Genomic DNA, 13,291 nt, shown 5'->3' on the forward strand with positions numbered 1-13,291 from the left:
GCCAGTAAAGACCCTGGCTGGCATGACAGCACACCTGTCGTGACCGGCACCGTGATGGAAGCAGCGTGATGAACTGGACTTGGTTTCACAAACTCGGCTCGCCCAAATGGTTCTATGCCATCAGTGGGCGGCTGTTGCCGTGGTTAAGCATTGCCGCCGTGTTGCTGATCACCTGCGGGGTGGTCTGGGGCCTGGCCTTTGCACCGCCGGACTACCAGCAGGGCAACAGCTTCCGCATCATCTATATCCATGTTCCTGCGGCCATGCTGGCGCAATCCTGCTACGTGATGCTGGCGGTGTGCGGTGTGGTAGGGCTGGTGTGGAAGATGAAAATCGCCGACGTGGCCCTGCAATCCGCCGCACCCATTGGCGCCTGGATGACAGCCGTGGCGCTGGTCACCGGTGCGGTGTGGGGCAAGCCGACCTGGGGCTCGTGGTGGGTCTGGGATGCGCGTCTGACCTCGATGCTGATTCTGCTGTTTCTGTACTTCGGCCTGATTGCCCTGGGCAACGCCATCACCAATCGCGACAGTGCGGCCAAGGCCTGCGCGGTGCTGGCGATTGTGGGCGTGATCAATATTCCGATCATCAAGTACTCGGTGGAGTGGTGGAACACCCTGCACCAGGGCGCGACCTTCACCCTGACCGAAAAACCGGCCATGCCCATGGAAATGTGGATGCCGCTGTTGCTCACGGTGCTGGGCTTTTATTGCTTCTTTGGCGCGGTGCTGCTGTTGCGCATGCGTCTTGAGGTGCTCAAGCGCGAGGCCCGCAGCACCTGGGTCAAGGCTGAGGTGTTGAAGGCTCTGGAGGGTGCGCGATGAGTTTTGCTTCTTTTGGCGACTTTCTCGCCATGGGCCATCACGGGGTATATGTCTGGTCGGCCTATGGCATTTGCCTGGCGGTGCTGGGGTTGAACGTGGCACTGCCAATCATGGCGCGCCGGCGTTATCTGCAACAAGAGGCGCGTCGTTTGCGTCGGGAGAATTCGAAGTGAATCCGCTGCGCAAAAAACGCTTGATCATCATCCTGGCGATTCTGGTAGGGGTCGGCGCTGCCGTGGCCCTGGCCCTGAGCGCCTTGCAGCAGAACATCAACCTGTTTTACACCCCGACCCAGATCGCCAATGGCGAAGCGCCATTGGATACCCGGATCCGTGCCGGCGGCATGGTCGAAGACGGTTCGCTCAAGCGTTCAGGTGACTCGCTGGACGTGCAGTTTGTGGTCACCGATTTCAACAAGTCGGTGACCATCCAGTATCGCGGCATCCTCCCGGACTTGTTCCGTGAAGGGCAGGGCATCGTCGCGCTGGGCAAGCTCAATGCCCAGGGTGTGGTGGTGGCTGATGAAGTGCTGGCCAAACACGACGAAAAATACATGCCGCCCGAAGTGACCAAGGCGCTGAACGAAAGTGGCCAATCCGCGCCTGTGCCTGCAAGTGAGGGTAAGTACTGATGTCTGGACTCTATATTCCCGAATTGGGCCATCTGGCCATGATTCTGGCCCTGTGCTTTGCCATTGTGCAGGCCATCGTGCCGCTGCTGGGCGCCTGGCGCGGCGACAAATTGTGGATGAGCCTGGCGCAACCCGCTGCCTGGGGGCAATTTGCCTTCTTGTTGTTCTCCTTTGCCTGCCTGACCTATGCCTTTATGGCCGATGACTTTTCGGTGGCGTACGTAGCCAGCAACTCAAACAGCGCGCTGCCCTGGTACTTCAAGTTCAGCGCGGTGTGGGGTGCCCACGAAGGCTCGCTGCTGTTGTGGGCGATGATCCTCGGTGGCTGGACCTTTGCCGTGTCGATCTTCTCGCGGCAGCTGCCACAAGTGATGCTGGCGCGTGTGCTGGCGATCATGGGCATGATCAGTGTCGGCTTCCTGCTGTTTTTGATCCTGACCTCAGATCCTTTCGTGCGCTTGCTGCCGCAGATTCCTTCGGATGGCAACGACCTTAACCCGCTACTGCAGGACATTGGCCTGATTGTTCACCCGCCAATGCTGTACATGGGCTATGTCGGTTTCTCCGTGGCTTTTGCCTTTGCCATTGCTGCCTTGCTCGGCGGTCGGCTGGACGCAGCCTGGGCGCGCTGGTCGCGTCCATGGACCATCGTGGCATGGGCCTTCCTCGGCATCGGCATCACCCTGGGTTCATGGTGGGCTTATTACGAGCTTGGCTGGGGCGGCTGGTGGTTCTGGGATCCGGTAGAAAATGCTTCGTTCATGCCATGGTTGGTGGGTACGGCGCTGATTCACTCGCTGGCCGTGACCGAAAAACGTGGTGTGTTCAAGAGCTGGACAGTACTGCTGGCGATAGCTGCGTTTTCCCTGAGCCTGCTGGGTACGTTCCTGGTGCGTTCCGGCGTGTTGACCTCGGTGCATGCGTTCGCTTCCGACCCAGAGCGCGGCGTATTCATCCTGATCTTCCTGCTGTTTGTGGTCGGCGGTTCGCTGACCCTGTTTGCCCTGCGTGCGCCAGTGGTGAAAAGCCATGTCAGCTTCAAGCTGTGGTCCCGTGAGACCCTGCTGTTGGGCAACAACCTGATCCTGGTGGTGGCCGCGTCGATGATTCTGCTCGGCACCCTGTACCCACTGATTCTGGATGCCATCAGTGGCGCCAAGATGTCGGTGGGCCCGCCGTACTTCAATGCCCTGTTTATCCCGCTCATGGCTTTGCTGATGGTGGTGATGGCCGTCGGTGTGCTGGTGCGCTGGAAAGACACTCCGGTCAAATGGTTGTTGGGCATGCTCACCTCCGTACTGCTGGGCAGCGCCGCGCTGTCGGCAATTGCCGGAGTGGCCTATGGCGACTTCAACTGGGCGGTGCTGACCACCTTTATGCTGGCGGCCTGGGTGCTGCTGGCCGGGGTGCGTGACATCGGTGACAAAACCCGTCACAAGGGCTTGATCAAAGGCGTGCGCAGCCTGACCCGCAGCTACTGGGGCATGCAGATTGCCCACCTGGGTATCGCCGTGTGTGCGCTGGGGGTGGTGTTGTCGAGCCAGCACAGTGCCGAGCGCGACTTGCGCCTGGCACCGGGCGAGTCGATGGAGCTTGGCGGTTATCACTTTATTTTTGAAGGCGCCAAGCACTTCCAGGGTCCGAACTTTACGTCTGACAAAGGCGCCGTGCGTGTCATCCGCAATGGCAAGGAAGTCAGCGTACTGCACCCGGAAAAACGCCTCTACACGGTGCAGAACTCGATGATGACCGAAGCCGGGATCGACGCCGGTTTCACCCGTGACCTCTATGTTGCTCTGGGTGAGCCCCTGGACAACGGCGCCTGGGCTGTGCGGGTGCATGTGAAACCGTTTGTGCGCTGGATCTGGTTTGGCGGTCTGCTCACAGGCTTTGGTGGATTGCTGGCAGCGATGGATCGTCGCTACCGGGTCAAGGTGAAAAGCCGCGTGCGTGAAGCATTGGGCATGACAGGAGCCACGGCATGAGACGTTGGTTGATGCTGGTCCCGCTGGCCGTTTTTCTCGGTATGGCGTGGTTTCTCTACCGGGGCTTGTATCTGGACCCGACCGAGCTGCCGTCGGCGATGATCGACAAGCCGTTCCCGGCCTTCAGCCTGCCTTCGGTGGAGGGGGACAAAACCCTCACCGAAGCTGACCTCAAGGGCAAGCCTGCGCTGGTCAACGTGTGGGCCACCTGGTGCATTTCATGCCGGGTCGAGCACCCGGTGCTGACCAAACTGGCCGATCAGGGTGTACTGATCTACGGCGTGAACTACAAAGACGTCAACGAAGATGCGAAGAAGTGGCTTAAGGATTTCCACAACCCTTATCAGCTGGACATCAACGACGCAGACGGCTCCCTGGGCCTGAATCTGGGCGTGTACGGCGCTCCTGAGACATTCCTGATCGACAGCAAGGGCATCATCCGCCACAAGTTTGTCGGCGTGATCGACGAGACCGTGTGGCGTGAGCAGCTTGCGGGTAAATATCAGGCACTGGTTGACGAGGCCAAACCATGAAGCGCTGGCTAGCCGCCGTGGTTTTCGGTTTGACCCTGACCGGGGTTGCCCATGCCGCCATCGATACCTACGAGTTTGCCAACGACGCCGAGCGCGACCGTTTTCGTGAGCTGACCAAGGAACTGCGCTGCCCCAAGTGTCAGAACCAGGACATCGCCGACTCCAACGCCCCTATTGCCACCGACCTGCGCCGCGAGATCTATCGCATGCTCGGTGAAGGCAAGGACAACCAGCAGATCCTCGATTTCATGGTCGCCCGCTACGGCGATTTCGTGCTCTATAAACCGGCCCTGACCCGCAAGACCGCAGTGCTCTGGTTTGGCCCGCTGGCCCTGCTGGTGGGCGGTCTGGTGGTGATTGGCGTCATCGTCGGGCGCCGTCGACGTACAGAGCAGACCGAAGGTTCGGACACACTTTCTGCCGAGGAGCGCAAGCGCCTCGACACTTTGCTGGATAAAACCAAAGATGATTGATTTCTGGCTCGCAGCAGGCTTGCTGCTACTGATAGCCCTCAGCTTTTTATTGATCCCGGTATTGCGCGGGCGCCGTGCCCAGCGCGAAGAAGACCGTACCGCTTTGAACGTTGCCTTGTATCAAGAGCGGGTGGCCGAGTTGCAAGCCCAGCGCGAAGAGGGCGTGTTGACCGCTGAACAGTTCGAAACCGGCCGCGCCGAAGCGGCCCGCGAATTGCTCGCGGACACCGAAGGTGTGGCGCCGGGGCGGGTGTCCAGTCTGGGCAAGGCCATTCCGTTGTTGGCCGCAGTGCTGGTGCCGGTGCTGGGCTTGAGCCTGTACCTGCATTTTGGTTCCAGCGACAAGGTCGAATTGACCCGCGAGTTCTCCCAGCCGCCGCAATCCCTTGAAGAAATGGTCGCGCGCCTTGAGCGTGCCGCGGCTGCGCAACCTGACTCGGCCGAAGGCCTGTACTTCCTGGGCCGTGCCTATATGGCACAAAACCGTCCTGCGGATGCGGCCAGGGTGTTCGAACGCGCGGCCAACCTGGCCGGTCGTCAGCCCGAGTTGCTGGGCCAGTGGGCACAGGCGCAGTACTTTGCCGACGATAAAAAGTGGAGCGACAAAATCCAGGCGCTGACCGATGAAGCCTTGAAGGCCGACCCGAAGGAAGTCACCAGCCTGGGCCTGCTGGGCATCGCCGCCTTCGAGGACCAGCGCTTTGAACAGGCCATTGGCTACTGGCAACGGTTGATGACCGAACTGCCCGAAGGCGACGCCTCCCGCGCGGCGCTGGAAGGCGGTATTGCCAAGGCCCGTGAGCAACTGCAGGCCCGCGGCGGCAAGGTTGAAACTGCACCTGTGGCCAAGGCGATGGCCTCGATCAAGGTCAACGTGGATCTGGCCGATGCGGTCAAGGCCAGCGCCTTGCCGGGTGATAGCGTGTTTATCTTTGCCCGTGCGGTCTCCGGCCCGCCGGCACCGTTGGCGGTCAAGCGCGTGACTGTGGCGGACCTGCCGATCACGGTTGAGCTGGGCGATGTCGACGCAATGATGCCGCAATTGAAACTGTCCAACTTTCCTGAAGTCCAATTAATGGCACGCATCTCCCGTGCTGGCCAGCCAACAGCAGGCGAGTGGGTAGGGCGCATCCAGCCGCTGTCCAGCAGCACTCGGGAGCTGCAACAACTGACCATCGACAGCCCGGATAAATAAATGCCCCGAATGTGGTAGCGGGCTTGCTCGCGATGCAGACGACGCGGTCCTCCAGTGAATCCGCATTGATTGAATCGCGAGCAAGTCCGCCGCCACAGGGGGTCTTAGCTGACTTACAAGAGAAGCCGCCATGGCCGTATTCGCCCGTATCACCTTGCTCGCGCTAGCTCTAGGCCTGAGCGCCTGTGCGGTTCAACAGCCTTACGAACCGCCTGCGCCAACAACGCCGATGCCGCAGCCGACACCCCAGCCCTCGGGCAAGCCCCTGCCGGACATGCCGATTCCCAAGGCGCCAAAACCGTTGCCGCGCACCTCGGCGACCTTTGCGCCGCCGCCGGGCGGGCCTAGCCACTGGGATGCGCGTCTGGGCGTGTATGTGCTGGATAACCAGACCAACGTCTTCTACCGCCAGCGCGCCTACTACCGCTGGGACAACGGCTGGAGCCGCGCGGTGAGCCCCAACGGGCCGTGGGAAGAGACCGATATCAGCGGCGTACCGCCGGGGTTGAGTCGGCAGTTCAAGTAAAGCCAAGCGGCGACCTTCGGGTCGCCGTTTTGGTTTGGGGCTGTGGTTAAAACGCCGCCTTGCCCACCGATGCACCACCATCGACAAACAGCGTCTGGCCGGTAATAAAACCGCTGCTCTCAGACAGTAGAAAGGCAATCGCCGAGGCGATTTCTGCGGGCTGGCCCAGACGTGCCATTGGCACGCCTGCCAGATAGCGTGCTTCGCCCGCGGAGCCGGGCGGGTTGTTGGCGCGGAACAGCTTCGTCTCGGTCGGGCCGGGGGCCACGGCGTTTACGGTTATGCCTGTTTGTGCCAGTTCCAGTGCCCAGGAGCGGGTAAAGCTGACCAGCGCCGCCTTGGCTGCGGCATAGGCCGTACGCTGGGTGATGCCGAGTACGGTCAGGCTGGAAATATTCACGACTCGCCCCCAGCCCCGGCTGCGCATGCCGGGCAATAACGCCTGGGTGGCCTGCAGCGCCGAATGCAGGTTAACTCGCATGACGTCATCGAATGCATCCAGATCAATTTCGCCCAATGCTTGCGGGCGCACCAGGCCGACGTTGTTGACCAGCCCGTCGAAGGCGAAACGTTCGCTGAGTTCCTTGAGTACCTGTGCGCTGCGTTCGCGGTCGGCCAGATTAAGGGCGACCAGTGTGCCGGGGAAATCCGGGTCGTCTGCATTGCGGGCTATGCCCACCACGGTGTGGCCTGCCTGGGCCAGATGTTCGCACAACGCGCGACCGATGCCTTTGCTGGCGCCGGTGACAAGGTAGGTACGTTGGGTCATGGTGTGCTCCCTATTTAAAGACGGTGAGCATGATACCTTGGCAAGCGCTTGTGGGAGCGGGCAGGTTTGCGAGGCGCTTTTAGTGGCGGCCTGTCTCGGCCTCTTCCGGTCACCCCCTAAATCTGTATACTTCTTTTCCGTTCGTGTCAGGGCTTTGTGCATCTGATACAGGACTTATCTCCCGGCACCTTGCCGGCCATTGCTGCAAGCACCGGCTCAACGTGCTAGCGCACGCTTTGCCTTTTGACCTGGGACGCCTCTTGCGTTCCGTCACTTGCCAGCCATCACTTTGACAACCCACGGACCGCTGTCCGCTATCGCCTGCCTGTCAGGAAACCCGGGTTGTTGCACCTGCCGATTTCGGCCTTTCGTTGCGTCTGTAACGACTGTGTGCGCATAAGAAAGGAGAAAGGAATGTTCCAACTTTCCACCCTCACCGTGTTGCTGCTTCTGTTCTGTTTTTATGGCCTGACCTTTTTGGTGTCGTTGCGCGTGGGGCGCAAGGACGAAAACGTCGACGGCTATATGGTCTCCAATAACTCCATCGGCTTTGGCATGTCGGCCGCCAGCATGACGGCCACCTGGATCTGGGCCGCTTCCTTTTACGCCGCCGCCAGTGCGGGCTACAAGTTTGGTCTCTCGGGGGCGTTGCACTATGGCTTCTGGGGCGCGCTGATGATTCTGTTTATCTACCCCTTTGGCCGGCGTTTCCGGCAACTGGCGCCCAAGGCCCACACCCTGGCGGAGATCATGCACGCACGGCACGGGCGTTCCAGCCAGATGATTCTGGCGGGCTCCAATATCGTCGGCAGTCTGATCAGCCTGATGGTCAATTTCACCGCCGCCGGGGCACTGGTCGCGGTGCTTTCGCCGCTGAGCTTTACCCATGGTGTGCTTATCGCCGGTGTCGGGATTCTGACTTACACCATCTGGTCAGGGTTTCGCTCATCGGTGCTTACTGATTTCGGCCAGCTATTCGCCATGATCTTCGCTGCGGTGGTGATTATTCCGATTATTTTCTTCCAGTTGGGCGGCCCTGAAATCTTCGCCCAGGGCATGCCGAGGATCACCCCCGAGCAAGCCAGCTTCTATTCGAAAACCGCGATTCTGGAGCAGGGCGCACCTTACTTCGTGGCCGTGCTGGCCTACGCCATTGGTAACCAGACCATCGCCCAGCGGCTGTTTGCCGTGCGTGAAGACTTGATGAAGTCGACATTCGTCACCGCCACCATCGGTTATGCCTCGATTGTGATCGGGCTGGGCATGCTGGGGTTTCTGGCCCTGCTGGCAGGTATCGAGCCGCAGGATGGCGACCTCAATAACCTGATCCCGCAAATGGCCTCGACCTACTTGCCGCCGTTTGCGGTGGGGCTGTTTTTCATCATGGTGATCGGTTCGCTGTCGTCCACGGCGGATTCCGACCTGTCCGCCTTGTCGGCGCTGGTGATGACTGACGTGTATGGCAAGAACATAGCCAAGGGCAAACCCAATCCAAAAACCATGTTGTTTGTCGGGCGCCTGACCATGGTGCTGGCAACCATGCTGGCGATGATTTTTGCCAGCATGAAACTCGATATCCTGACCATGCTGATTTTTGTCGGCGCGCTATGGGGCGCGATTGTCTTTCCTGTTATTGCCAGCCTGTATTGGCAGCGGATTACCAACGCGGCCTTTACCAGTGCAGCGATTGCCGGGTTTGTGATGTTTTTGGTCGCCCGCTTCGAATTGTTGCAGATGCAAGGTGCGGTGGCGCTGTTCTTCGAACTCTGTGCCTCGATCGGCGGCGGGGTGGTGATTGGCCTGATGGCGTTCGGCTTTTTTGGCAAGCGCGTGGGCTTTGTGATGGGCGGATTGGCGTTCTTGGTACTGGCGCCATTCGCGTTCGGTTTTCTCCGCGATTACCCGGTGTTGCTCAGTTCATTGACCGCTTACGGTGTCAGCACCGTGGTGTGTGTGCTGGTGAGCTTGCTGGCCAATGAAACCTTTGATTTTGACTGTATCAACGAACGTGTTGTGGCCTTCCACCACACCGTCGAACCTGCCACTGAAAAAGGAGCCACCCCATGTCCAGTTTCGCTTTGACCCTGTATGTCCTGATCTGGCCGGCCATTGCCGGGGCCGTAATGTTGACCCTGTGCGTCAGCCTGTGGCGCGATATGCGCAAGGCCAAGCGTGAGGGTACGGATCTGGTCTGAATGTTTGATGGGGTAGCCGCTGCCTCGCCAGCGGCTACGCAAATTGTGTAGGGTGCTTGCTGATCACTATCAGGAGCCGGTCATGCGCCCATTCGAATTCAAGCAAGTTGACGTTTTCAGCAGCGTTGCCCTCAAGGGCAACCCGGTGGCCGTGGTGTTGAATGCCGACAGCCTGAGTGACACGCAAATGGCCGACTTTGCGCGCTGGACCAATCTGAGTGAAACCACTTTTGTGCTCAAACCGCAAAACCCTGATGCCGATTACCGCCTGCGAATTTTTACCACTCTCAACGAGCTGCCTTTTGCTGACCACCCTACGCTGGGCAGTTGCCACGCCTGGCTGGAAGCCGGCGGCGTGCCCCGTGGTCAAGAGATCGTGCAGGAGTGCGCCGCGGGGTTGATCCGTCTTCGTCGCCAGGCCGGGCAACTGGCTTTTACTGCACCGCCCCTGTTGCGTACGGGTGCTGTTGAGGGGGATTTGCTGCAGCGTATCTGCCGTGGCCTGGGCATCGAGGCGCAGGCGGTGGTGCAGGCGCGTTGGGTCGATAATGGCCCGGGCTGGGTGGCGTTGATGTTGCGTGACCGTGAGCAGGTGCTGGCTTTAGAGCCCGATTACTCGCAGTTGCTCGGACTGTCGATCGGTGTGGTTGCCCCCTGGCAGCCTGAACTCGATGGCGACGAGGCGCAGTTTGAAGTGCGCGCATTCTGTGCCGGCGAGGGCATGCCCGAAGATCCGGTGACCGGTAGCCTGAATGCCGGGCTGGCGCAGTGGCTGATCGGCGCAGGCCTTGCCCCGGCGCATTATGTGGCCAGCCAGGGTACGGCAATGGGGCGGGCAGGGCGGGTGTCGATCGAGCAGATCGGCGAGGATATCTGGGTGGGCGGCCCGGCGGTGACCTGTATTAGCGGGCAATTGACGCTCTGAGCCTCATGCCCCTTTTGCTTTCACCGCCCGCTTGGGTCTGGCCTTGCCCGTAGCGGCCTTGCGTTTCTTCTTCCAGGCTGGCGCCGCACCGGCCGGGCTGGCCGGACCGCTGATCGTCATGGTCATGGCGCTGCAACGTTCGATATGTTTGCTCATCCACGCCGCCTGTTTGGCGACGAATACGTCGAGGGTCATTTCGCCGCTTTGCACCATGTCCAGCGCCTGCTCCCAGATGGCCGTGGTGCCGGGGTCGGCAATGGCGCGCGGTACCGCGTCGATCAGGCTAAAGGCGGGGGCGGTCGCCGCCAGGGCCTTGCCGTTTTTGCTCAGGTAACCGCGATCGAGCAAGCCCTGGATGATGCCGGCGCGGGTGGCTTCGGTGCCGATACCGGTGGTGTCCTTGAGTTTTTGCTTGAGCAGCGGGTCCTGCACCAGCTTGGCGACGTTTTTCATCGCCTTGATCAGGTCGCCTTCGGTGAACGGCTTGGGCGGCTGGGTCCACAAGTCCTTGAGGTTGACCGCGGCAATCGCGCAGTCCAGCCCTTCGCGCAATAACGGCAGGGGCTGTGGAGCAGGGGCTTCGCGACCTTTGGCCGGGGCCAGTGCTTCGGGCAGGGCGCGCTTCCAGCCGGGCTCGACGATCTGCTTGCCGACGGCCCGCAGGTTTTGCCCTGCACAATCAAAGTCGGCCTGGGTGCGGTCGTATTCATGGTTGGGCAGAAACTGCGCGAGGTAGCGTGCGCGAATCAGCGTATATACCGCGCGATGTTTGCCGCTCAGGCGTTCAATATTCTTTGCAGCAGCTGTAGGAATGATGCCGTGGTGGGCGCTGACTTTTGCGTCGTTCCAGGCCCGTGAACGGCGCTGCGGGTCCAGATGGCTGGCCAGTGGTGCCAGTGACGGATCGGCCTGCTGCAAGGCGCTGAGAATCGACGCGGCTTCGCCGTGCTGGCTCTGTGGCAAGTAGCCGCAATCGCTGCGCGGATAGGTGACGACCTTGTAGGTTTCGTACAGGGCCTGGGCAATATCGAGGGTTTCCTGGGCGCCGAGGCCGAGCTTTTTTGAACACACTTCCTGCAGCGTGCCCAGATCGAACGGCAATGGCGCGACTTCACGCATGCGCTCGGTGCGCAGCTTGATCACCCGGGCGCTGCTGGCGTTTTGCATTGCACTTGCGGCCTGTTGGGCATGGGCCGGGTTGAGGCAGCGGTCCTGGTCGTCGCAGGTGTCGGGATCGGCCCGCCATTGCGCGGTGAATAACTGCCCGTCGTGCCTGAGCTGTACGTCTATGGCCCAGTAGGCCACGGGGATAAAGTCGCTGATGCTGCGATCACGATCGACCACCAGCCGCAGCGTAGGGGTCTGCACACGGCCCACTGGCAATACGCCTTGATAGCCCGACTGGCGGCCGAGCAGGGTAAACAGGCGGCTCATGTTCATGCCGATCAACCAGTCGGCCCGCGAGCGGCCGAGGGCCGAATGATAGAGGTTGAAGGTTTCGCTGCCGGGCTTGAGCGCAGCCAGGGCCTTGCGGATCGAGGCGTCGTCCAGGGCCGACAGCCACAGGCGCTGGATGGGGCCGCGGTAGCGGCAGTGCTCGACCAGTTCGCGGGCAATCATCTCGCCTTCGCGGTCGGCGTCGGTGGCGATGACCAGTTCTGTGGCTTCACCGAGCAGGCGCTTGACGGCCTTGAACTGGCTGGCGGTCTTGGGTTTGACGCGCATTTTCCATTTTTCCGGAATGATCGGCAGGTCAGCCAGTAGCCAGCGCTTGTAGCGCTCATCGTAGGCGTCGGGCGGGGCGGTTTCGAGCAGGTGACCGATGCACCAGGTGACGGTGGCATTGGCGCCCACCCAGCAGCCATCACCGCGGCGGCTGGCACCGAGCACGGCGGCAATATCTTTGGCCTGGGAGGGTTTTTCACACAGAAACAGCCGCATCGCTCAACTCATTCACGCATCGCAGAAGATGCACAGCATGGGCAGAGACAGGCGCGAGAGCAAGTTTTTTTACTGTTGATATGTACAGGCTTTTGCAGGTGCTGCAAAACCTGGGGGAGCTGGCTTGCCTGCGATGCAGGCGAGGGGGGCAGTCAGGCGTACCGGGGGCATCCCTTCGCGAGCAAGCCCGCTCCCACAATGGAAGGCGGGCTTGCAACCGGACAGGGGATTATTGCGCGTTGTAGATCTGGTCGAACACGCCACCGTCGTTGAAGTACTTTTTCTGCACGTCGCGCCAGTCGCCGAAGGTTTTTTCAACCGACAGGAAGTCGACTTTCGGAAAACGGTCGTTGTACTTGGCGAGAATTGCCTGGTCACGCGGGCGCAGGTAGTTTTTAGCAGCGATTTCCTGGCCTTCAGGCGACCACAGGTACTTGAGGTAGGCTTCGGCCGTGGCGCGGGTGCCTTTTTTGTCGACCACTTTGTCCACTACCGTCACAGGCGGCTCGGCTTCTGCCGATACGCTCGGGTAGATCACTTCGAACTGGTCGCGACCAAATTCACGGGCGATCATTTCCGCCTCGTTTTCGAACGTCACCAGCACATCGCCGATCTGATTGGTCATAAAGGTGGTGGTGGCTGCACGACCGCCGGTATCAAGCACTGGAGCCTGCTTGAACAACTTGGCCACAAAGTCCTTGGCCTTGGTTTCGTCACCGCCGTTTTTGAGTACATAGCCCCAGGCCGACAGGAAGGTGTAGCGGCCGTTACCCGAGGTTTTCGGGTTGGGTACGATGACCTGTACGCCGTCCTTGAGCAGGTCGGGCCAGTCTTTCAGAGCCTTGGGGTTGCCCTTGCGCACGATGAAAACGGTGGCCGAGGTAAACGGTGCGCTGTTGTCCGGCAGGCGGGTGACCCAGTTTTCCGGGACCAGATGGCCGTTGTCGGCCAGGGCATTGATGTCGGTGGCCATGTTCATGGTGATCACGTCCGCGGGCAAGCCATCTATGACCGAGCGGGCCTGTTTGCTGGAACCACCAAATGACATTTGTACGTTGAGCTTTTCGCCGTTGTGCTCTTGTGCCCAGTGCTTCTGGAAGGCTGCGTTGTAGTCTTTGTAGAAATCACGCATCACATCGTAGGACACGTTTAGCAGTGGCGGTGGGGTCGCTGCACTCGCGACGCTGCCAAGGGCCAGGCCAGCGGCCAGAATTGAGGCACTAAAGAGTTTTTTCACTGCGCATTCCTTGTTATAGGGAGCAATAAGGGCAAATTGCCAGTAACTATAGCGACT

The 13,291-nt window shown here is 60.5% G+C and carries 14 protein-coding genes; 11 read left to right on the top strand and 3 right to left on the bottom strand.

Translation table 11 applies throughout. The features are described 5' to 3' along the window. Window positions 1–65 precede the first annotated feature (65 nt). The 8 genes from GHN92_RS21145 (at window position 66) to GHN92_RS21180 (ending at window position 6,167) form a co-directional block, all read left to right on the top strand. A complete protein-coding gene (locus GHN92_RS21145) occupies window positions 66–824 on the top strand; it encodes a heme ABC transporter permease (protein WP_178102668.1) in 759 nt (252 codons plus the stop codon). Then, window positions 821–997: a heme exporter protein CcmD gene (gene ccmD, locus GHN92_RS21150; RefSeq protein WP_016781528.1), complete on the top strand. Its 177-nt coding sequence runs from the start codon at window positions 821–823 to the stop codon at window positions 995–997. The genes GHN92_RS21145 and ccmD overlap by 4 nt, the downstream gene beginning before the upstream one ends. Further along, window positions 994–1,455, top strand: coding sequence for a cytochrome c maturation protein CcmE (ccmE, locus tag GHN92_RS21155; protein ID WP_016781527.1), 462 nt, complete (start codon window positions 994–996; stop codon window positions 1,453–1,455). The genes ccmD and ccmE overlap by 4 nt, the downstream gene beginning before the upstream one ends. After that, entirely contained in the window at window positions 1,455–3,440 is a 1,986-nt protein-coding gene (locus GHN92_RS21160) for a heme lyase CcmF/NrfE family subunit (protein WP_178102669.1), read from the top strand. The genes ccmE and GHN92_RS21160 overlap by 1 nt, the downstream gene beginning before the upstream one ends. After that, window positions 3,437–3,973, top strand: coding sequence for a DsbE family thiol:disulfide interchange protein (locus GHN92_RS21165; protein ID WP_088377708.1), 537 nt, complete (start codon window positions 3,437–3,439; stop codon window positions 3,971–3,973). Before GHN92_RS21160 ends, GHN92_RS21165 begins: the two co-directional genes overlap by 4 nt. Continuing rightward, window positions 3,970–4,446: a cytochrome c-type biogenesis protein gene (locus tag GHN92_RS21170; protein ID WP_095002076.1), complete on the top strand. Its 477-nt coding sequence runs from the start codon at window positions 3,970–3,972 to the stop codon at window positions 4,444–4,446. The genes GHN92_RS21165 and GHN92_RS21170 overlap by 4 nt, the downstream gene beginning before the upstream one ends. After that, window positions 4,439–5,641 (top strand): c-type cytochrome biogenesis protein CcmI, encoded by a 1,203-nt coding sequence (ccmI, locus tag GHN92_RS21175; protein WP_133143728.1) that lies wholly within the window; start codon window positions 4,439–4,441, stop codon window positions 5,639–5,641. Before GHN92_RS21170 ends, ccmI begins: the two co-directional genes overlap by 8 nt. 130 nt (window positions 5,642–5,771) lie before the next feature. Then, complete coding sequence (locus GHN92_RS21180; protein WP_095021432.1) at window positions 5,772–6,167, top strand: hypothetical protein; 396 nt, start codon at window positions 5,772–5,774, stop codon at window positions 6,165–6,167. 46 nt (window positions 6,168–6,213) lie between these two features. Here the strand turns inward: GHN92_RS21180 and GHN92_RS21185 are convergent, their stop codons facing one another. Continuing rightward, window positions 6,214–6,936, bottom strand: coding sequence for an SDR family oxidoreductase (locus tag GHN92_RS21185; RefSeq protein ID WP_095021433.1), 723 nt, complete (start codon window positions 6,934–6,936; stop codon window positions 6,214–6,216). Window positions 6,937–7,350: 414 nt separating this feature from the next. Here GHN92_RS21185 and GHN92_RS21190 point away from each other — a divergent pair, with 414 nt between their 5' ends. The 3 genes from GHN92_RS21190 (at window position 7,351) to GHN92_RS21195 (ending at window position 10,056) form a co-directional block, all read left to right on the top strand. After that, the gene (locus tag GHN92_RS21190) at window positions 7,351–9,018 is read left to right on the top strand and encodes a sodium:solute symporter family protein (RefSeq protein WP_095002072.1); all 1,668 of its coding nucleotides are present in this window, start codon (window positions 7,351–7,353) and stop codon (window positions 9,016–9,018) included. Then, entirely contained in the window at window positions 9,000–9,131 is a 132-nt protein-coding gene (locus GHN92_RS24045) for a putative transporter small subunit (RefSeq protein ID WP_016781520.1), read from the top strand. Before GHN92_RS21190 ends, GHN92_RS24045 begins: the two co-directional genes overlap by 19 nt. 82 nt (window positions 9,132–9,213) lie before the next feature. Then, the gene (locus tag GHN92_RS21195; RefSeq protein ID WP_153381050.1) at window positions 9,214–10,056 is read left to right on the top strand and encodes a PhzF family phenazine biosynthesis protein; all 843 of its coding nucleotides are present in this window, start codon (window positions 9,214–9,216) and stop codon (window positions 10,054–10,056) included. A gap of 3 nt (window positions 10,057–10,059) precedes the next feature. Here the strand turns inward: GHN92_RS21195 and GHN92_RS21200 are convergent, their stop codons facing one another. Together GHN92_RS21200 and GHN92_RS21205 are read right to left on the bottom strand one after the other, a co-directional pair. Beyond that, the gene (locus GHN92_RS21200; protein ID WP_095024372.1) at window positions 10,060–11,997 is read right to left on the bottom strand and encodes a DNA topoisomerase III; all 1,938 of its coding nucleotides are present in this window, start codon (window positions 11,995–11,997) and stop codon (window positions 10,060–10,062) included. Between the two features lie 229 nt (window positions 11,998–12,226). Beyond that, complete coding sequence (locus GHN92_RS21205; RefSeq protein ID WP_095019582.1) at window positions 12,227–13,234, bottom strand: sulfate ABC transporter substrate-binding protein; 1,008 nt, start codon at window positions 13,232–13,234, stop codon at window positions 12,227–12,229. Between the last annotated feature and the right edge of the window lie 57 nt (window positions 13,235–13,291).

It is taken from the genome of Pseudomonas sp. FSL R10-2964, assembly GCF_009600035.1.
In the GTDB taxonomy this organism is placed as follows: domain Bacteria; phylum Pseudomonadota; class Gammaproteobacteria; order Pseudomonadales; family Pseudomonadaceae; genus Aquipseudomonas; species Aquipseudomonas bubulae.

What these genes read in the sequence shown, in the direction of transcription:
- ccmD (WP_016781528.1), top strand. Translation starts at nt 821, where the DNA reads ATGAGTTTTGCTTCTTTTGGCGACTTTCTCGCCATGGGCCATCACGGG.
- GHN92_RS21160 (WP_178102669.1), top strand. Translation starts at nt 1,455, where the DNA reads ATGTCTGGACTCTATATTCCCGAATTGGGCCATCTGGCCATGATTCTG.
- GHN92_RS21165 (WP_088377708.1), top strand. Translation starts at nt 3,437, where the DNA reads ATGAGACGTTGGTTGATGCTGGTCCCGCTGGCCGTTTTTCTCGGTATG.
- GHN92_RS21170 (WP_095002076.1), top strand. Translation starts at nt 3,970, where the DNA reads ATGAAGCGCTGGCTAGCCGCCGTGGTTTTCGGTTTGACCCTGACCGGG.
- ccmI (WP_133143728.1), top strand. Translation starts at nt 4,439, where the DNA reads ATGATTGATTTCTGGCTCGCAGCAGGCTTGCTGCTACTGATAGCCCTC.
- GHN92_RS21180 (WP_095021432.1), top strand. Translation starts at nt 5,772, where the DNA reads ATGGCCGTATTCGCCCGTATCACCTTGCTCGCGCTAGCTCTAGGCCTG.
- GHN92_RS21185 (WP_095021433.1), bottom strand. Translation starts at nt 6,936, where the DNA reads ATGACCCAACGTACCTACCTTGTCACCGGCGCCAGCAAAGGCATCGGT.
- GHN92_RS21190 (WP_095002072.1), top strand. Translation starts at nt 7,351, where the DNA reads ATGTTCCAACTTTCCACCCTCACCGTGTTGCTGCTTCTGTTCTGTTTT.
- GHN92_RS24045 (WP_016781520.1), top strand. Translation starts at nt 9,000, where the DNA reads ATGTCCAGTTTCGCTTTGACCCTGTATGTCCTGATCTGGCCGGCCATT.
- GHN92_RS21195 (WP_153381050.1), top strand. Translation starts at nt 9,214, where the DNA reads ATGCGCCCATTCGAATTCAAGCAAGTTGACGTTTTCAGCAGCGTTGCC.
- GHN92_RS21200 (WP_095024372.1), bottom strand. Translation starts at nt 11,997, where the DNA reads ATGCGGCTGTTTCTGTGTGAAAAACCCTCCCAGGCCAAAGATATTGCC.